The sequence below is a fragment of the Vibrio sp. CJQ_6 genome, assembly GCF_043106745.1.
Classification (GTDB): Bacteria; Pseudomonadota; Gammaproteobacteria; order Enterobacterales; family Vibrionaceae; genus Vibrio; species Vibrio furnissii.
Genome location: NZ_JBICMV010000021.1, coordinates 96,606 through 116,261, shown reverse-complemented (window position 1 = coordinate 116,261; position 19,656 = coordinate 96,606). Strand labels below are relative to the sequence as shown.

Annotated in this window: 19 protein-coding genes; 5 read left to right on the top strand and 14 right to left on the bottom strand. The window is 47.9% G+C overall.

What is annotated here, in order from left to right; genetic code table 11:
* Positions 1-21: 21 nt before the first annotated feature.
* From trxB to accD, 9 genes are all read right to left on the bottom strand, one after another.
* Positions 22-993 carry a thioredoxin-disulfide reductase gene (gene trxB, locus ACF8PK_RS11345; protein ID WP_172562674.1) on the bottom strand — a complete coding sequence of 324 codons (972 nt, stop codon included), beginning with the start codon at positions 991-993 and terminating at the stop codon, positions 22-24.
* Between the two features lie 16 nt (positions 994-1,009).
* The gene (locus ACF8PK_RS11340; RefSeq protein ID WP_158141636.1) at positions 1,010-1,336 is read right to left on the bottom strand and encodes a co-chaperone YbbN; all 327 of its coding nucleotides are present in this window, start codon (positions 1,334-1,336) and stop codon (positions 1,010-1,012) included.
* A 100-nt stretch (positions 1,337-1,436) separates the two neighbouring features.
* Positions 1,437-1,760, bottom strand: a complete 324-nt coding sequence (locus ACF8PK_RS11335) for a co-chaperone YbbN (RefSeq protein ID WP_081454240.1) — start codon at positions 1,758-1,760, stop codon at positions 1,437-1,439.
* A gap of 11 nt (positions 1,761-1,771) precedes the next feature.
* Positions 1,772-2,200, bottom strand: coding sequence for an OsmC family protein (locus tag ACF8PK_RS11330; protein ID WP_004727458.1), 429 nt, complete (start codon positions 2,198-2,200; stop codon positions 1,772-1,774).
* 40 nt (positions 2,201-2,240) lie between these two features.
* Positions 2,241-3,425, bottom strand: coding sequence for an MFS transporter (locus ACF8PK_RS11325; protein WP_041943262.1), 1,185 nt, complete (start codon positions 3,423-3,425; stop codon positions 2,241-2,243).
* Between the two features lie 423 nt (positions 3,426-3,848).
* Positions 3,849-5,243, bottom strand: a complete 1,395-nt coding sequence (gene lpdA, locus ACF8PK_RS11320) for a dihydrolipoyl dehydrogenase (RefSeq protein ID WP_004727456.1) — start codon at positions 5,241-5,243, stop codon at positions 3,849-3,851.
* A 253-nt stretch (positions 5,244-5,496) separates the two neighbouring features.
* The gene (locus ACF8PK_RS11315) at positions 5,497-6,126 is read right to left on the bottom strand and encodes a metalloregulator ArsR/SmtB family transcription factor (RefSeq protein ID WP_238773404.1); all 630 of its coding nucleotides are present in this window, start codon (positions 6,124-6,126) and stop codon (positions 5,497-5,499) included.
* Between the two features lie 231 nt (positions 6,127-6,357).
* Positions 6,358-7,122 carry an NAD(P)-binding domain-containing protein gene (locus ACF8PK_RS11310; protein ID WP_392441353.1) on the bottom strand — a complete coding sequence of 255 codons (765 nt, stop codon included), beginning with the start codon at positions 7,120-7,122 and terminating at the stop codon, positions 6,358-6,360.
* A gap of 258 nt (positions 7,123-7,380) precedes the next feature.
* Complete coding sequence (gene accD, locus ACF8PK_RS11305) at positions 7,381-8,247, bottom strand: acetyl-CoA carboxylase, carboxyltransferase subunit beta (protein ID WP_158141634.1); 867 nt, start codon at positions 8,245-8,247, stop codon at positions 7,381-7,383.
* A 107-nt stretch (positions 8,248-8,354) separates the two neighbouring features.
* On the opposite strand from accD, the gene ACF8PK_RS11300 reads away from it, so the two are divergent.
* Entirely contained in the window at positions 8,355-9,260 is a 906-nt protein-coding gene (locus ACF8PK_RS11300; protein WP_392441350.1) for a LysR family transcriptional regulator, read from the top strand.
* Between the two features lie 96 nt (positions 9,261-9,356).
* On the opposite strand, the gene ACF8PK_RS11295 is transcribed toward ACF8PK_RS11300, so the two are convergent.
* A complete protein-coding gene (locus tag ACF8PK_RS11295; RefSeq protein WP_222798900.1) occupies positions 9,357-10,013 on the bottom strand; it encodes a Qnr family pentapeptide repeat protein in 657 nt (218 codons plus the stop codon).
* Between the two features lie 493 nt (positions 10,014-10,506).
* Complete coding sequence (locus ACF8PK_RS11290) at positions 10,507-11,415, bottom strand: LysR family transcriptional regulator (protein WP_392441347.1); 909 nt, start codon at positions 11,413-11,415, stop codon at positions 10,507-10,509.
* Between the two features lie 133 nt (positions 11,416-11,548).
* Between ACF8PK_RS11290 and ACF8PK_RS11285 the strand changes: the two genes are divergently transcribed.
* The gene (locus tag ACF8PK_RS11285) at positions 11,549-12,148 is read left to right on the top strand and encodes a short chain dehydrogenase (protein WP_392441345.1); all 600 of its coding nucleotides are present in this window, start codon (positions 11,549-11,551) and stop codon (positions 12,146-12,148) included.
* 269 nt (positions 12,149-12,417) lie between these two features.
* Here ACF8PK_RS11285 and ACF8PK_RS11280 read toward each other — a convergent pair whose 3' ends face one another.
* Positions 12,418-13,137, bottom strand: coding sequence for an SDR family oxidoreductase (locus tag ACF8PK_RS11280; protein ID WP_004727449.1), 720 nt, complete (start codon positions 13,135-13,137; stop codon positions 12,418-12,420).
* 138 nt (positions 13,138-13,275) lie between these two features.
* Between ACF8PK_RS11280 and ACF8PK_RS11275 the strand changes: the two genes are divergently transcribed.
* Positions 13,276-14,190, top strand: a complete 915-nt coding sequence (locus ACF8PK_RS11275) for a LysR substrate-binding domain-containing protein (RefSeq protein ID WP_392441344.1) — start codon at positions 13,276-13,278, stop codon at positions 14,188-14,190.
* A 159-nt stretch (positions 14,191-14,349) separates the two neighbouring features.
* Here ACF8PK_RS11275 and ACF8PK_RS11270 read toward each other — a convergent pair whose 3' ends face one another.
* Complete coding sequence (locus tag ACF8PK_RS11270; protein WP_392441343.1) at positions 14,350-15,426, bottom strand: hypothetical protein; 1,077 nt, start codon at positions 15,424-15,426, stop codon at positions 14,350-14,352.
* Positions 15,427-15,634: 208 nt separating this feature from the next.
* Between ACF8PK_RS11270 and ACF8PK_RS11265 the strand changes: the two genes are divergently transcribed.
* Positions 15,635-16,501 (top strand): glycerol kinase, encoded by an 867-nt coding sequence (locus tag ACF8PK_RS11265; RefSeq protein ID WP_238771470.1) that lies wholly within the window; start codon positions 15,635-15,637, stop codon positions 16,499-16,501.
* Between the two features lie 224 nt (positions 16,502-16,725).
* Positions 16,726-18,162 carry a diguanylate cyclase domain-containing protein gene (locus ACF8PK_RS11260; protein ID WP_172562683.1) on the top strand — a complete coding sequence of 479 codons (1,437 nt, stop codon included), beginning with the start codon at positions 16,726-16,728 and terminating at the stop codon, positions 18,160-18,162.
* On the opposite strand, the gene ACF8PK_RS11255 is transcribed toward ACF8PK_RS11260, so the two are convergent.
* Positions 18,159-19,523, bottom strand: coding sequence for a PLP-dependent aminotransferase family protein (locus ACF8PK_RS11255; protein WP_392441339.1), 1,365 nt, complete (start codon positions 19,521-19,523; stop codon positions 18,159-18,161). The genes ACF8PK_RS11260 and ACF8PK_RS11255 overlap by 4 nt on opposite strands.
* Positions 19,524-19,656: the final 133 nt, after the last annotated feature.

The window sequence follows — 19,656 nt, the reverse complement described above, 5'->3', positions numbered from 1 at the left end:
CTAAATGTAAGCTTTATCACATCACTTAGAAGCCATTAGGTCCAATGAATCACCTAAGCTTGCTAAGTATTGTTCTGCATCAAGTGCTGCCATACAACCGCTGCCCGCTGACGTGATCGCCTGACGATAGTGGCTATCACTCACATCACCCGCCGCAAACACGCCAGGAATGCAGGTCATCGTCGCGTTACCATTCGTACCCGAGTTTACTTTCAGGTAACCGTTATTCATCTCTAACTGATCCTGAAATATGCCTGTATTCGGTTTGTGTCCTATGGCAATAAATACGCCATCCAGATCAAGATGTTCAATTTCTTGGGTTGTGGTTGATTTGATTCGCAAACCTGTCACGCCCATGTCATCCCCCAACACTTCATCGAGTGTAGAATGCCATTTGATGGTGACTTTTCCTTGTTTTACTTTCTCAAACAATCGGTCTTGCAGTACCTTTTCCGACGTTAACTGATCACGTCGATGAATCAGGGTCACGTGTGAAGCGATATTGGCGAGATACAAAGCTTCCTCAACCGCAGTATTACCACCACCGACAACAGCAACCGGTTTATTTCTGTAGAAAAAACCATCGCAAGTTGCACAGGCTGATACGCCACGACCTTTAAAGGCTTCTTCACTTTCCAGCCCCAAATACTTAGCGGTTGCGCCGGTCGCAATAATCAGCGCGTCTGCCGTATACGTATTTTCACCTTTCAACACAAAAGGCTGCTGGTTCAGGTCAACCTGAGTAATGTAGTCATACTCGATCTCAGTGTTAAACCTTTCAGCGTGTTCTTTTAGTTGCACCATTAACTCTGGCCCCTGAATGCCATCAGGATAACCTGGCCAGTTTTCAACATCCGTTGTCGTCGTCAGTTGTCCCCCAACTTCAATACCTGTGATTAAGAGTGGCTCAAGGTTAGCTCGGGCAGCATAAATTGCAGCGGTATAACCGGCAGGGCCAGAGCCTAAGATGATTAATTTGCGATGTGTACTCATACTCTGATACCTCTGCTTATTTTGCGCTCAGTACAAGTTGTTCCAGTTGTGGCGCTGGCATCATGCCCGTCGATCGCGAGACTTCTTTACCCTCTTTAAAGACAACCACGGTTGGAATGCTTCTTACACCAAGTTGAACCGCGACTGATGGAAATTCATCAATATTCACTTCTCCCATCATCAATGAATCATCAGCGATACGACCAGCGACATCCTCATAAATTGGAGACATCATGCGGCATGGCATACACCATTCCGCCCATAAGCGAACCGCAAATGTAGAACCATTTTGTAGATTTTCTTGGAATGTCGCATCATTCAATGTCGTTACTTTTGAAGTCATGTAAATGTTCTCCTTATAATTATGGAATAAGTAATCCATAATTTGGGCGTGCAAAGTCATCATTGAATCGTGACTTTGCTGCATGAATAAAAGTGGTGTGTTACTTGAGATATTTTTCAACCTGACGCTGAAGGTCATCAGCCAGAATCACACCGTCGATTCTTTTTACTTCTTTACCATGCTTGTAGATGACAATCGTTGGGATACTTCTGATACGACACCGTTCAGAGAGTTCCTGATGTCTGTCAACGTTCACATCGTAAAATTCAGCTTTCTCACTAAGTTTCTTTTCTGTTTGTTGATAGACCCGCGTCATCATCCGACAAGGCGGACACCAACTTGCCCAGAACCGAAACAGGGAAACTCCCTGTTTCTGCTTAACGACCTGATTAAATCGCTTAGTATTCGCGTCTAAAACCGGCATGCGTACTTCGCTTATTCAGCGAAAGTGACGTTCGCTTGTGCGGTCACTTCTACACCCGCTTTGCGTGCAAGGTTTCCGATCAGACAAATTTTGTCAGCCTTTGCGGTGTACTCAGTTGCCTTAGCAACGTCGTCTTGTGTTGCCGCTTTTGACAATACAATATTCGCGAGGTGATGAATGGCGAAATGATCGCCGTCTTCCTGAGCAGTGGTCTCCACTTTCATCGCGTCCAGAGGAAGCTTTTTGTTGTCAGAAATTGCAATTAAGGTCGAAAGAAAGCACGCAGCGGTTGACGACACATACAGCTCTTTTGGATTGCTGTATTCACCCAAACCACCGTAGACAGCAGGAATACTGATTTTAGTCGACAGGCCTTCACTCTCGATCAAACCTGAACCTTTCATACCACCTTGCCAAGATAGGTCTAATTTAATATCCATGATTTCTCCTCACGATATGTGTCTAAAAATTTGAATTGACTCAGTCTTGTATTGCTAACTTTTTGCTGTCTTTGGATTCCAGTACACTGCTGTAAACAATCAACAGTACACTGATAGCGACCACAACCGCAGCAGCGGGTGCCGTTGCCAATAAGCCATATTTCGTAACAACCAAGCCACCAACCGAAGCGCCAACAGCAATACCAAGGTTAAACGCAGCAATATTCATACTCGATGAAGCATCAATCGCTTGTGGAAAGTGCTTTTCGGCTTGCTGAACAACATACAGCTGAAGAACCGGTACACTACCAAATGCCGCAGCGCCCCAAATCATCACTAACGGGATAACGTAGTATTTGTTAGTTGCAACGAAGCCAAACAGAAGCAGTGTCAAAGCTAACGAAATGAAAATGCCTGCGGATGCTTTCAACGGACCTTGTTTATCCGCCCATTTCGCCGCATAAGTATTGCCAAATACAACTGCGATACCGTAGAAAATTAGAATGGTGCCGATTGCTGACGTTGAGAATCCGGTAATTTTCCCAAGGATTTCTGACAGGTAGGTATACGCGATAAATGAACCGCCATAGCCTATCCCCGTGATCAGGAACACCAATAGCATTCTTGGAACACCGATAACAGAAAGTTGTTTGAATACACTTGCCGGTTTAGGGCGCTTAAGGTTTGCGGGTAACAAGAACCAAAGTGAAACCATACTCACAAAACCCAGCACACTGATGAGCGCAAATGCCGCACGCCAGTTGAGCCATTCAGTAATAAATGCCCCTGCTGGAACACCAGAAACAATCGCGACAGTCATACCAGAAAAGACAATACCAATAGCGCGACCAGACTTATCTTTAGACACTAAATCCGCAGCAATCACTGTTGCAATGGAATAAAAAACGCCTTGAACCACACCGGCTAAAACACGACCGAAAAGAAGCAACGAATAGCTTGGCGCAAGAGTCGTTAACAGGTTTGCCAGTGCAAACAGAAGCATCAACCCAACAGTTAATTTTCTTCGGTCATATTTGCTCGAAAGTGCAGTTAAAATCGGCGCGGCAACCGCAACACCTAACGCGTAGTAAGAAACAAGTTGTCCAGCCGTCGGAATATCGACATTCATGTCACCTGCAATCACGGGCAAAATACCCACGACTACAAATTCTGCCATACCAATCCCGAACGCAGCTGCTGCGAGTGCATATAAAGCAACAGGCATAAATAAAACCCTAATTACAGAACGATTGATCTATAAGTTATGATCAACAAAGTTTTCTGTCAACGGATTTAAAGAATGACCGTTCCATAATTAAGAGAAAAATGAATGCTCAGCAAAAGTCATTCCAAGATAATTCATTGATTTTAAATAAATTACAGATGAATAGATGACGAAAAAGTATTCTAAAACTTTTTAGATTACAGGATTGGAGAATAGAAAATGTATTGAAATAGGAAATGTATCGTGCTTTTTTATTGATTGGATCGTTTGCTGATTCAATCGATGAACAACGCCCCCTACGCGAGGCTCCAGCGTCTTTACAAAAACACGAGCGTTGATCACGACAAGTCTCAGAGCAGCAATCATTGGCCCAACACAGAGACAAAAGGGCTACCCAAATGGATAGCCCTATCAACAAATCAATTATGGATAGACTTTATAAATCGCATGACCAAATACATCTTCCGCCGCCTCATGAACCCCTTCAGCAATGGTTGGATGGCCATGAATCGTTGAGATAATATCTTCAATCGTCGCACCCATCTTAATAGCCAGTGCGCCTTCGTGAATCATATCGCTCGCACGTGGACCAAGGATGTGCATGCCTAATACTTTTTCAGTTTTTGCATCAACAACAAACTTAACAGTACCGTGCTGTTGAACGATCATCGTTTTTGCATTCCCTGCTAAATCAGATTTGCCCAGTTTAATGTCGCCAACGGCTTCTTTAGCCGCTCTTTCAGACAAACCAACACTCGCAAATTCAGGGCTTGTATAAACACAAGCAGGCGTTGTAGAACCGTCAAAGGCAACTTTGCTACCTGTCACCATATTCTTCGCAGCAACGACGCCTTGCTCCATAGCAACGTGAGCGAGCATGTAACCACCAGTACAGTCACCTAATGCGTAGATATGAGGCACATTTGTTTGCATGTACTCATTCACAGCGATAGCACCTTTCTCCACGACAACACCCGTATTTTCAAGACCAAAACCAGTTAAAAGTGGTTTACGGCCAACAGACATTAATACGGTAGAAGCTGATAACGATTCCCGTCCATTTTGAGTTTCGAAGAATACTTTCACGCCTTTGTCTTGTTTCTCAATTGCAGAGACTTTAGCGTTCACACGGATATCAACACCTTCTGCAATCAAAGCTTGAGCAAGCTGTTCAGATAATTCGTCATCCATATGAGACAGAATTTTGTAGTGTGCTTCGATGATGGATACTTTAGAACCAAGACGAGTCATCAACTGAGCAAACTCAACACCAATTACCCCACCACCGATGATGACGAATTCTTCTGGCACTTCAGTTAAAGATAACGCTTCGTTACTAGTAATCACTTCAGGTAAATCAGAACCAGGGAGATTAATCATGGTAGGAACAGAGCCAGTCGCCAATACAAGCTTGTCGAATTCGATCTCTTGTTCAGTACCATCAACTGCAATCACTTTTGCTTTATGGTCAGAGATGATTTCAGCATTGCCGTATAACACTTCTACATTCTTGCTTTCAACTAACCCATTAACGCCATTCGTGATCGTATCAAGAATGTGACGTTTGCGCTTTTGTAGTTGCTCCATATCGACTGAAGCGGCACCAACGTTGATACCAAGTTCTGCAGCATGCTTAATCTCATGAAGCACATCTGTCGTATGCAATAGTGTTTTCGTTGGGATACAACCTTGGTGTAAACAAGTACCACCGAGTTTGTATTTCTCAACAACGATAGCTTTCGCGCCAAATTCAACTGCTTTAATTGCTGCGACATGACCACCAGGACCACCACCGATCACTAAAATGTCAGTTTTCATAACAAGCCTCTACATCTAATATTCTAAAGATTTTAAGAATTAACTAACCGTGAGACTAGCATAAGGAAGGAAACGAAAGTTGCTTCTGATCAATGTTATTCTAGTAATCTAATGATTTTTAGAATTATGCGAATTTGCTGATAATGGATAAGGCAAAAGAGACATTCTCGCAATTGCCTTTGTCTTCTTGTAGATCGGGAAAAGTAGATAAGATAAGGATATAATCTATTGATTATAAATGAATTTATTAGAATTACTTCTCAACATCAAACCCTGACGCAGCCCATTCATCTAGGCCATTGCGATACATTTTTACGTTCAGCCCTTTTTCCTTCAGGAAATTTGTCGCATCAATGGCTTGGATACAATAGTAGCCTTCACAATAAACGATGATCATCTCATCTGAATTTTCATAGTTTTCGGCCCATTGTGTCAGTTCATCAACAGGGATAGAAATTGCACTAGGTATATGACCTTCTTCGTACATATCGGATTCACGGACATCCAATAACACCGTTTTCTTCGACTCTAATGCAGCAAGTAAGTCTTTGAGTGTCAGGCAAAAATCACTATTTTTGTCTAAAGGAGTGATATCTTTATTGGATAATGCCACTTCCCATAAAGACTGAAATAATTTCAATATATTGTCGTTACGTAGTCGATAATAAACTCGAAGACCTTCTTTCCGTGTCGTTAGGATTCCCTGAGTTCTCATGACCTTAAGGTGGGCAGAAACTGATTTCACGCCAATTCCCATCGCGGTGGCTAAGTCTTCAACACAACGTTCATGGCTACTCAGTAGCTCAATGATGAGTAACCGCTTTTCATGCCCTAAAGCTTTGGCAAACTCACCAACATTTTCATACGCATAAGAATCAACCAAACTTCTGTCTCCAAACCCAATACTCGTAACTAGACAGGCGAGTATACATTGGCAGAGTTTACAAATCATCATGAACACATTTGATGGAACTACATGAATCATTGCATGAGAAATATAGGTCTAACGACCTGCCCACAAAGCGTATCCAGAAAGTGCCTTTGGCTTCACACTCGCTGGCCGGAACGGTTTTGAGTGACCGCTTATCTGAAGTGAATCTCCGTTCTGTGGATTCTATTCGCTAATCTGACGTTGAATCTCTTCACATGCCTTAAGCCATGCCTCAAATCCCCCTTCAGCCTTAATCATCTCCTGAGCTGTCAGAGTAAATGTGCCAGGTGTCGCAATCGAATGATTAATATCGCTGAGGCTTTGAACAAGCTTATAATCGGCTAACCCTGTCGCCCCTCGTAATGTATGGGTCACAAGAGCTCTCGACTGCTCATCCGTCATGCCTTTGCTCTGAAACCACTCACTTAACTCCGCCATAAAACCAAACACAACCCCGTTCATAACAGCTGCAACGCCAGCAAGGTCATAGTCTACTTCAGAATCAAACACCATTAACTTTCCTATCGGATTGAGTATCGACTGCGCGGTAGCATTTTGAGGAAATAAAGGCACTACGCCTTCACCTACCTCTACTGATGCTAAAGGTTGTGTCCTGACAATGGTTGGTTGAGGTAGTAGCGCTTGTAATCGTTTCAGTGAAATTCCCGCGATACATGAAATCAGTAAATGATCCGATGTCGGGACGATTTCAGCAGCTAAAATTTCCAATTGATCAGGACGTACCGCAAGTAAAACAACGTTGCATTCATCGACGACAGCCTGATTACTCACGGCGATATCACAACCATAGGATGATTGGAGATACTTTGCTCGCTCTTGATTGCGAGGTGATAACACGATTCTTCGCGTGTCCCCAGCACGACGAAGTGCTGCGACGACATAACATGCTAGATGCCCTACCCCTAAGATCCCTATTGTTTCAGCCATACCCCCACCCCATCCGACTACATCTACTAAAACCTAAGTAGCTACTAAAACCTAAGTAACCACTCAAGACGTAGCTTCATCTAATCACTACGCCATGAAACACACCTTGACCCATTACCAAAATGAGGGCAAGTGACAAGCTAAACAGATGTAATAAAAAGTGACGTTGAATCGTGTTGGGGCAGAAACAATTTACGCCCTCTTTAAAACCACACAATCAGGCTAGGCGCGCTCTGCGCCGCCTCAATAACCTTGACGCTATCCATCGAGTGGCGTCGTTGTATGGGTCATTTTTGCAATGAGTCCGCCCACTCGTTTGCGCATCTCACGCCTATCCACAATCATGTCTATCGCGCCATGCTCTAAGAGGAACTCACTTCGCTGAAAATCCTCGGGCAATTTCTCTCGAACGGTTTGTTCTATCACACGACGTCCAGCAAAGCCGATAATGGCCTTCGGCTCGCCAATGTTAATATCTCCTAGCATGGCTAGACTTGCAGAGACACCACCCAATGTTTGATCGGTTAAAACAGAAATATAAGGCAAACCTTGGCTAGACAAACGATGTAACGCAGCGCTGGTTTTTGACATTTGCATCAACGACATCAACGATTCTTGCATGCGAGCGCCGCCGCTGGCCGAAAAGCACACAAACCCACAATGTGCATCAATCGCCTCTTCCACTGCCCGAACAAAACGAGCACCGACCACGGAACCCATCGAGCCTGCCATAAAAGAGAACTCGAATGCGCAAGCAACAATCGGTAAGCCCATCAGTGTTCCTCTCATCGCAACCAAGGCATCTTTTTCTCCCGTACTTTTTTGGGCGAGAGCCAGACGCTCCTTGTAGCGTTTCAGATCCTTAAAATTCAGCACATCTTTCGGCTCATGTTCACTGGCAATTTCGACTCGGTCTCCTTTGTCTAAAAAGCGGTCTAGGCGGTGGCGTGCTGCCATCCTCATATGGTGATCGCATTTTGGACACACAGACAGATTCTCCTCAAGTGCGATGCGGTACAGCGGTTGAGCACAGGCGGGGCATTTCACCCATATCCCCTCAGGAATCGTCGCTTTACGTGTACTGATAATATTCTGCTTATCAAATAGTCTTTCTAACCAACTCATCGGTCATTTCTCCAAAGAACGTTCATGAGGAGTATTGTATAAGCCTATTTCTGGTAATAAAGTGCGTTATACGGGTTTGATAAACCAAGATAATGGGATTAAAGGTAATGCTTGATAAGATTGACCAACAGTGGCTCAAGAGTTTTCACTGTGTGTATGAGAACAACAGCTTTAAACGAGCGGCGGAATTTCTCAGCTTGCCGACATCCAATGTGAGCCGCCATATCGCGTTGCTGGAAGAACGGTTGGATACGCGATTATTTGACAGAACCACACGCCGAATCGCTCCGACGGATGCAGGAGAGTACCTTTATTTACGCACGCAGCCATTGCTCGACAAACTAAATGATGCACTTGAGGAAGTGACGCAGCAGTCGCATGAAGTCATGGGGCAACTGAGAGTGCTCATGCCGGATTCACCGGCCTTAGCCCAAGCTGTGGTTTCTTTTTGTACCCAGCATCCCTCAATTTCATTATGTTGCGATACCAGCATTAGCCCGAAAGCGGATTTACTAGATGGGTTTGACATCATCTTAAGTTTTCATCGAGGAAAGCTTGAAGACCATCGTTGGATAGCGAAAGAGATCAAGCGCTGGCCAAGTGCTGTTGTGGCATCCCCCAAACTCCTCCAGACGTCTCCCATACCTTTGCAGATTACCGATTTGCAACACGTGCCGTGTATCAATAGCTTTACCGCGTTAAATGGCACACCTTGGGTCTTCAAAGACGCCAAAGGTGAACTGATCACTCAAAAGGTACAGTCTGCATTTAAAGTTAATAGTGGCTATCTCGCTAAATCAGGCGCATTGGCGGGTTTGGGGTTCGCGATACTCCCAACTGAATCCTGCCGTCATGAGTTAAATGCTGGCGCTCTGGAGATTGTAAACATGGAGTATGAGCCTGAAGATTTGATTTTGTATGCCTTTTACGCGTCCAGAAAACACTTGGCCAAAAAGATCCCGATGTTTATTGAACACTTACAGCACCAAGCGAATTTAGATAACAGCAACTAGGCAGAAGCACCCGTTGTTTGAGACCGGCGTGCCAATCAAACGCCCCAAAAAAGTCAATGGTACGCAGCCCCTCAAAGGCAAAGCCACAATGCCGAATTAGTCCGGAACCACAATCACACCCAGCTTCTCTAGCAGTTGTTCTTGCTGCCAATCGCAAATTTTTACCCCCGTTAAATCCACTCTGCGGGGATCCAGCCCGGTCAGTTCAATATGGGTTAAATCGCACCCTTGGAAACGCGCTTGTTCCCAGCAGTCCTCTGAAAATGAACCCCGGCTTAAATCAGACTCTTTAAAAGAAACCCCGTGCAAGTTGGCGCCAATCCAGCGGTTTTCAAACAGATCACATTTTTCGAGGCACTGCCGCTCCAAGTTGGCATAGGATAAATTACATCCCGTGATGTACGCGGAACAAAAAAACATTTTATTCGAGACCTGATTAACAAAGCGGGCACGAGAAAAATTGGCACCTTTTAAATCACAATCTCTCAGTTCAATTCCAAAACAGTCCGCCCCGCTGAAATAAGCCATCGCCAATCGGCAGTGTTGAAAAGATGCATCTCTGAGATCGGCATACGCAAAATTACATCCCTCCACATCGCTTTTCTCAATAAAGCTGCAATTGATGAATTTGGAATCACGCATGTCGGCGCGGCTAAAGTTGCATTGATAGAAGCAACAATCGTTGAAAACTAAGTTCGACAAATCCCGATTTGAGAAATCGGTGTGTTGGTAAGTGTGATGGTTTAATTTCATGTTTCGCCCCTAAGCCTGTGGAGTGCGCAGACTACCATGTGGGCTTCAGTTCTCAAGAAAAACAACTCTTTGAAAAACAGTCATTTAAGACACCCAAAAATCGCCATTTTAAGGCACCAAACTGGCGATTAGAGGCATGAATAAATGAAAACGGAAATATGGTTATCTGAAAAAAAGTTTCGTTCAATACAGGCGGATACAGACGAAATTCGAATTTGATGTTTGGGGAGGGTTAGATTGGTTTAGTTGGGTGTGGGTTTAGCTGGGTGGGGTTTGTTGCGCTTTGGGTTTAACGAACCACGTGGCTTTGGTTAAAGCGCGCCAGATACTCTTTGCTGGCACAAAGAGTACCCAGAAAGTGCCTTTTGCTTTGCGGTCGCTGTCCGGGACGGTTTTAGGGTATATAGCTAACTCGTAACTGGACAGAAATGTGCAATACTCAACCGACCTTAGAACTGAGCACATGACATACAATGGTTAAAAACTTAGCTAATTATTTCACGATTCGATCACCAATAGGCGCGCTTTCAAAGCTGGTTACGAGGTAATCAATTAAAGCCCTGATTGTGGGGCTTTGCAGTCGATTAGAAGGATAAATAACGTTTAAAGGCAATGGTTCGCTAGCAAAATCACTGAGTACCTCGATTAAACGACCTGAAGCCAAGTCTTCTCGAACATAGATTTCTGGAAGCACCGCCAACCCCAAACCAGCTCTCACAAAAGACAGAATGCACGCTGACTCATTGGATTCAATATCACCCGATACTTTTATAGCTTTGATCTTATGATTAACTTTATACGACCAACGCTTTGAGTTGGAAAGTGCGGCATTGATGATACAGTTATGCTCGCAAAGATCTCTAGGCTCGTTGAGTGGAGGGCTATTTTTGAGATAAGCGCGACTAGCAACGGTTTTAAATGCAATGTCACCAATTTTACGCGCGAAGAAACTGGAGTCAGATAAATTCCCTGCCCTTATTGCTACATCGAAACCTTCCTCAATTAGGTCGGCCTTACGATTCATCAACGTTAAAGAAAGGCTGATATCAGGATGTCGAGCTTTAAACTCAGACAAGAGATCTGGAACAATGATCTGACCCACCATCATAGGTGCAGTAATTTTCACTTTTCCTGAAAGGTGGGACTTATCTTCGTTTAGTGCTTTTAACGCTTCGATTTGGCTAGATATTTCTGCCATTTTTTCTAGATATCTTCGTCCATCATCAGTTAGATGTAGTGAACGAGTGGTACGGTTAACTAACCGTACACCAAGCCACTTTTCCAATTCGCCAACCTGACGACTCACAGCCGATGGTACGAGGTTTAAGTTTTCTGCAGCTCTCGTAAAGCTTTGGTCTTCCACTACCTGTTGAAAAACCTGAATAGATTTGACGATATCCACTGTGCTTCCTTAAGCATATTCAGATTATTCAGTATTTATCACAAGTGAAATCAAATTACCTCTATTTTTGCATGCAATCGGTAAGCGTAGAATCAATTTGAACTTAACGAGACATAAAAAATAGGTGACACATATGAAAATAGTATTGGTTGGAGCTACGGGTACAATTGGCAAAGCAGTTGTTGAAGAGTTAGCAGAGCACAATGTTATCCGCGTAGGATTTAATGGCGGTGAATACCAAGTCAACATCGAAGACCGTGATTCTATCGAGGCACTTTTTGAGGAAATCGGGACTGTTGATGCCATCATATCGACAACTGGTTTGATAGCATTCGCCCCAGTAAAAGAACTATCGTATCAAGATATTAAGAAAACAGTTGATAACAAAATTCTAGGACATATCAACCTATTTCAAGTTGGTAGTGAGTATGTCCGAGAAGGTGGTAGCATCACGTTCACATCTGGGCATCTTGCTCAAAATCCGATGTTAGGTGGTTCTGCCGTCAGTATGGTTAACGCTGCACTGGATTCATTTGCTAAAGCCTCTGCGTTTGAACTGGGCACAAGTCTTCGTGTCAATACAGTGAGTCCTCGGTTTGTTAAAGAGACAATGGAGTCAATGGGAATGGATAGTTCCGATGGGGTATCAGCAGCAGATACAGCAAAAGCGTACAGACATGCGCTAGAGAGCAAGGAAACTGGGCAGGCATTTGATGTTGTAGACTATTTGTAACTCAGAGTCTTACTCATCTTACGCGTAAACAAGCTTCATTTTAACTATTGTACAGGCCCCAGAATGCATGCTTATGTGTTCTGGGGCATTTCAGATTAAGTTTGTTTTGCACTTTCTGATGACTCTTTGTGCCAGCAAAGAGTCACTGGCACGCCTCACACAATGCGGAGAAAAAACACTGAACCAACCCGCGTGACAATCCAACCACCTAAAATCACAAAAGAAAAAAGCCAGCACTATGCTGGCTTTCTCATTAGAAAATAACTGGATTACGGTTGCTGCTTAGTCGGCGCTAATGCAATCTCACGAATGCACACATTCTGCGGTTGTTGATACGCAAACACCACGGCTCTTGCGACATCATCAGCATCGAGCACGCCGCCCATCTCTTGTTTCCACGCATCGTAGCCAGTTTTGATCGCATCAGAGGTGATGTGAGACACCAGCTCGGTTTCAACCGCGCCTGGGGCGATGGTGGTTACGCGAACATTCGAGGCCGCCACTTCTTCGCGCACGTTTTCAGAAATCGCATGTACCGCGAATTTAGTGCCACAGTAAGCCGCGTGATCCGGGAAAGTTTTCTTACCCGCGATAGAGCTGATGTTGATAATGGTGCCGGTGTTGCGCGCTTTCATCGGCGCGAGTACCGCTTGCATGCCGTTGAGCAGGCCAAGCACGTTCACATCAAACATGCGTTTCCATTCGCTGGCATCTTGCGTGTCGATCTGCCCCAGCAGCATTACACCCGCGTTGTTGATCAGCGCATCGGCTGGGCCGAACTCCGCTTCCGCGTTGGCAATCGCCGCTTCAAACGACGCTTGCTCGGTCACGTCCACGCGAGCACACAATGTGTTTGGCAGGTTCAATGCTTCCAAACGTTCCACGCGGCGTGCCAGCAGTAACAACGGATGACCTTCTGCGCTCAGGCGACGTGCAATCGCTTCTCCAATACCAGAACTTGCCCCAGTAATGACGACTAATTTTTTCATGTTTGAATCCTCAATAAGACCTTGTGTCGTGTTGGGAGCTAGTCTATGAAAAAGTTTTTTGTTGATATATATCACCCTAGTTGAAACTCTGTTGTTATATAGCAACAATAAAGCGTGAACTGAGAAAAGAGAGCACCGATGCAAAAGCAGATTAATTTGGCGGATATCCGCTCGTTCGTCCTGATCGCCCAACTGGGCAATTTCACCAAAGCGGCCGAAGCGCTGGACGTTTCACGCTCTCACGTGTCGCGCCAGATCAGCCAGTTAGAGCAACAAATGGGGGTGACACTGCTGATTCGAACCACACGCTCGCTCAAACTCACCGAAGCAGGCAAAACGTTTTTCGCGCAATGTGAATCGGCGCTGCACAGCATCGACCAAGCGGTGTTGGCGGCGGTCGACGACACCGAAGCCGTGCGCGGCCAAATTCGCATCAACAGTGTCGGCGGCTATTTAGGTGAAGAGATCGTCGCCGATTTGATCACGCAGTTTATGGCGCGCTACCCACACGTGCGGGTCGACTTGGATTTAAGCAGCCACCGCGTCGACTTAATTGAAGATGAGTTTGATGTCGCGTTTCGCATGGGCAAACTGGAAGACTCCGGCTTTGTGTCACGCAAGCTGATGGACGTCGAGATGGGCACCTACGCCAGCCCAAGTTACCTTGATCGGCACGGCCACCCCACACACCCGAAAGAGCTGGAACATCACCAATGTTTAACCGGCTCGGTCACGCGCTGGGCGTTTCAACACAAACAGAGCCACGAGTCGCTGGAATGCCATATTCAAGGGCAACTGCGCTGTAAAAGCGGGCGCATCATGATCAAAGGCGCGCTGGCGGGCAACGGCATCATTCGCGTGCCGGCGCTGTATTGTTTGCAGGAAGTCACCCGCGGCGCGCTGCAACCCGTATTCGATGATTGGAACATTCAAAGTGTCGAGTTCTCCGCGCTCTACCACCGCGACCGCTACCAACCCAAACGCATTCGTACCTTTATTGAATTCACCAACCAGTACTTCCGCGACCTACAAAAAACACTGCGCGATGGGTAAGGTGAAAAAGGCTTGGCCGCTACCCAATAAAAGGTTTATCTGCCACTGAATCAGGGGGAAAATTCACGACGAATATTTAGGTTTTCGGCGTCAGGAACGCCGAAAGCCATCTCCATCTCCATCTCCTAGGAGACCAAACCTATCGCCTAGGGAACCAAATCATCGCCTCGGAAACCAAACTGCCGCCGCCAAGCCCATCACCGCATACAGCCCCCACACCGGCAGCATCAATAGCCACTTCGCGAGTAACGCAATGGCATCGCCTTTGTAGGCAATTTTCGCTCCGCGCGCAGCCAATTTGGTGAATTTCAACGCGCCCAAATGATCCAGCAAGCGTAGCCCGCCTTGGCCAAACGTGGCCGCCAGTTTGATGCTCTCTTTGCCCAATTGCGCGGCGCGTGGCGTCATCGCCACCACGGCATCGCCGCCGAGGTGATACAGCGTGGCACTTTGTGACCCGAACGCTTTGGCAAACGCTGCCATGCGGCTCAGTTCGGCGCTGTTCTTGGTTCGGCTCAGCAAACGAAATCCACCGCGGGTGTTAGCAAGCGTAGTGACATCGCTCAGCATCGCCGTCATCGCGCTGAGGCTTTTCGATTGCTGCGCGATTTTGGCTTCTCGCACCAAGGTTTTCCCCAGCCAAGGCGGCAGTTTACCCAGCCGTTTGGCGGTTTTCAGCGCGACGAGTCCGCTTTTAGTCGCCGTGGTCGCGACCAAGGTCGGTGCGGCGACACCCGCGGTTTCGACGGTGCCGATGCCGCTGACAATTTGCGCCGTTGTCGCCACTAAACCCAGCGCCGACAGCGCCACCAATGTTTCATCCACTGCTTCCCCTTGCAGATGATTCATGCCCTGCAACGTGAGATCGCGAATATCGCCAATCACCAGAAAATCAGTGGTCACCGCCGCGACTTGGCCAATGCTTTCGTCGCTGGTGCCCGTCAGCAACCCTTCGCTGAGTTTGTCGAACTGATAACGCCAGTCGCTGCGAATGCGGGTGATATCAGCATACAGCGCCTGCGCTTTCGGGTTGTCACGCACATAGTCGTAATCCATGAAGAAGTCAAGGTAGCTGGCCGCGTCGGCATAACGCTGCTCCGCCAGCATGTGACGTGTTTCCGGCAACGGGTCGATGCGCCCCAGCGCCAGCACCGATAACTGCGCTTGCTGCCACAGCACGCCTGCCGAAACCAGCGCCAGCACCAAAAGCGTGAATTTGAAAAGCCGTCTGAACATCGCGCACCGCCTGTGAAACCTCGTTCCCCTATCCTAGCAACGAATTCAGTGTTGAGAAAAGCGCGCCAACGTCAAGATTTCTCCGACCTGTTTACAATGTAAATCGCACGGCGCGCTCACAGATTTTACGTGTGGTGCGCAGTCAAAGATTGAGCGCTGCGCAGCAACCTGTTTGAATAACACCATCACTTCGCTAAGGAATGCTCACATGTCTGACAAACTCTCGACCTCAGCACTGGCCAAACTGCGCGGTCTTGATGCCAAGCAACTGTTCGCGGATTTAAAAAAGGCAGGCTACATCAATCGTCACGACGAGCAGTGGATTTTGACGGAACTCGGCGCAAAATTCGGCGGCGAATATGTTCAGCATGCCAAGTTCGGCACCTTTATCGTCTGGCCGGAGAATTTACTCATCGACATGGCGGCCACCAGCGGCAGCACACTCAGCGCAACGCAAGTCGGCGAGTACTTCAAACTCAATCCGAAGAAAATGAACCAGCTATTCAGCGAACTGGGCTGGATCACCAAAAGTGATCAGGGTTGGCGTGCGACCGCCTCCGGCTTGCGGGCTGGCGCGCAGCAGCGTGAAGACAAAGCTTCAGCGCAAAAATTTGTGGTGTGGCACGATTCGATTCGCCACAACCCGCACCTGCGTCAATCGGTGGTGGAGTTTCTTGGTCACGATGCCGACGAGCAGGCAACCGACAAATCCTATGCCAGCTTTCGCCAGAAGTTTGCAGCCAAACACCGCACGCTGGATGGCCATTACGTGCGCTCGGTGGGTGAACTGCTGATCGACAACTGGCTGTATCTCGCTGGCGTCGCACACGCCTACCAGCGCCCATTGCCAATCGAACAGCCGCTGATGAGTGATTTTTATCTGCCGTCTGGCAATGTCTACATTCAGTTCTGGGGCACCGACGGTGCACCGATTGACGACACGCAGCGCGAGGCCACCCGCGCGGTGTATGCTGACCATCAATTTAACCTCATCGAAATCACTCCCGAAGAGGTGCATCAGCTCGACGACATTCTGCCCGCTCGCCTACGGGAGCACGGCATCAAAGCATACTGACAAATTCAACATTAAAAACGAAAAAATCTTTGAATCAGGTCGAGATAGGTAATACATCTATCAATACCAAGAAGAAAAAATGACCATTATCAAATCTCATTTTTACCGTCACCTGTAGGATAAACAAAATCCCATTGGTGTGTTATATGACTAATTCTTATACCTTTTCTTCACATAATTATCTTCTGACCAAGATTTTCCTTGTGTTGGGAATCGTGATTGTAATGTTCTCGTTATTCATGGTTGCTTTGAACTATAAAAACCATGTCAACACGCGCATGCAAGGGTACGATCAATTGCTGTCGACCCTGAAAACGACCTATCTCTATGAATTGGTGAAAGAGAACGAACGTCAGCTGTATATTCTGGTGAATTCGCTCGACAAAGAGAAAATTCGCCACGAAGAGTCGGCGTTCAACCCGGTGTGGCGCGCCGCGCACAAAGTCAAAATGGACGCCGATCACTACCTCTATTTCTACAACGTCTCCACCGGACGAATCGATGGGTATCCGCATTGGGAAGCGCCCGAAGGGTATCAAGCATCCACGCGTCCGTGGTTCCAACTCCTCCATCATCCCGATACCGAGCCCCATTGGCTTGGCCCGTACTTAGAATTCGGCAGCAAGAAACGAGTGCTGACGCTGGGGCAGAAAGTTATCTCCGCCGATGGGCAATTGTTGGGCCTCATGATGGTCGACATGAGTGTGGAGACCATCGACCGCGTGTTGGAACGGATGGCGCCTGAGTTGAATATCTCGCTGTTTTTGCGCGATAAGGAAAGCAAAGTGCGTTTCTCGACGGTCAATGAAGCGCAGCTCAAGCTGGATCGCGTGATTGAAAACCGCGAATCGGAGTGGTTGCACGGCCTGTTTGACGGCATCGTGAAGACCAAAGCGCTCACCTATGCCGATTGGGAACTGGGCATTTATGCGCCACCGCAGCGCTTTCATCACGCGTTGGTTGACCAAATGCTGAAACTGATGGCCCCGATTTGCGCCATCACGATCGTGACCGTACTGGGCATCCGTACGCTGCTCAATATCTTTCAACAAGAACTCAAGCTGGTTGAAACGAACTTGCAGCAATGGCATCACGGCCCGCTCGCCCCTGCCGCGCCGCGCGGCATGCCACCGCATTCGTGGTTTGTCGACCGCAGCCTGACGACCATCGAACAACAATACAACGCCCACCATCAACAGTTGCGGTTGGACACGCTCACCGGCATTCAGAACCGACGGGCGTTTGATCTCGATCTTGCGGCGATGGCCGAGAATCAGCAGTCGCCCTACGCGCTGCTGCTGATCGACGTCGATAAATTCAAACACGTCAACGACACTTGGGGACATCAGTTTGGCGATAACGTGCTCGCGCGCGTGGCGCAGGTCTTAACCAAAAATCTCGACACCCACAGCATTTACCGCATTGGTGGCGACGAATTTGCAGCGCTGGTGCCGGTGAATGATGACGCCCCTTTGGGGGAACAGCTCAACCGTTTGGTGCTGGACATGCGTCATCAGAAATGGCGCGAGCAGGGCTGCCACGTGACCCTGAGCATTGGCGTCAGCATCGGGCCAAATACACCGTGTGAACTGGTGAATCAAGCCGACAAAGCGCTGTATCGCAGTAAAGAAAATGGCCGTGATTGTTGGTCGATGGCTTAACGCACGGCCCCGTCCAGATGCGCTTTGATACGTTGCAACCCGTGTTTTAAATCTTCCCGCGATAGCGGCCCGGTGAGCGAAATACGAATCGCGTTCGGCAAGGGGTAAGAGCCAACGCGAAAGAACGTTGCATCACGCACAAACACGCCCTCTTCGGCGAGCTGCTGTTTTAGCTCACTCGCTGGGCAATGCTCTGGCAGCGCGATCCAACAGTTGAAGCCGGGAATTGCCGACGTTTGGCGCTCAGGGAACACCGATTGCAAAATGCGGTGACGGGCGCTGAGTTCCAGCGCAATGTCTTCATCGACTTGCTGCATCGCGCCATTGCTCAGCCAGCGACAGACCAAATCCACGAGGATCGGGCTGACATGCATGCACGATGCGCGCAGCGCTTTTTGCAGCGGCAGTTTGAGGTTGGTCGGCAGCACCATGTAACCGACGCGAATGCCACCAGCAAAATACTTCGAGAAACTGCCGATGTAGAGGGTGATGTCCGGCGCGATGCTCACCAGCGGCGAACGGCGATGTTCCGGTGGGCAATAGAGCACATCGTCTTCGATGATCAAGACATCAAACCGGCGGCAGATTTCGATGATTTTCAGTCGCCGTGAATCGCTCAGCGTCACGCCCGTTGGGTTTTGAATCGCGGGTGTCATATAGAGCAAGCGCGGACGATGGCGCTGACAGTGCAGCAGCAAATCGTCCGGCACGATGCCTTGGTCATCAATCGCCACCGGGATCACTTTGCGCTCCTGCTGCGTGCAAGCATTGATGAATTCACCGTAGCACAGCCCTTCGAGCAAAATGGTGTCGCCACTGCGGGTGAGCGCTTGCAGCACCGTGCTCAGCGCATGCTGACCGCCGTATGTCCATTGCAGTCGCGAACGGTCAATGTCGCACTGCCAACGCTGATTGACCCAACGTTGCAACGTGGCGCTGTGGCCTTGTAAGCCATCGGCGGAGAAATAATCCAGCACCGCTTTTTGCGCCGTCGGCTGGCTGGCGAGTTCGCCCAACGCCGCCATCAAATGGCGCTGCTGGCTGAGAATTAGCGGGCGACACAGCGACAAATCGACCCCGCCGCGCGACACCAACGGATGATAATAATCCTGCTGCTCGTGGCGGCGATCTTTAATGTAAGTGCCACTGCCCACCACGGGCACGGTGACGCCGCGCAGTTCGAGTTCCTGATAAGCGCGCGTGATGGTACCAACGGTCACGCCAAGTTTGTAGGAGAGCATGCGCTGCGACGGCAATTTGCTGTGCGCTTTCAGCTCGCCGCGCTCGACCGCTTCTTCAAACGCATCGGCCAGCACTTTGTATTTCGGCCCTGCGCGGCCGGTGAGATCTGGAATAAACATTGTCACCATTGTCATCGATACACTTGGTTGGAAAGTTAAGCATATTCAAGGGTTGGCGGAATGTGAAATACAAAAGTGTCATGGTGACGCATAAACACTAGGGGTTCACTTGGCAGGCAGATTAGAGTGGCCC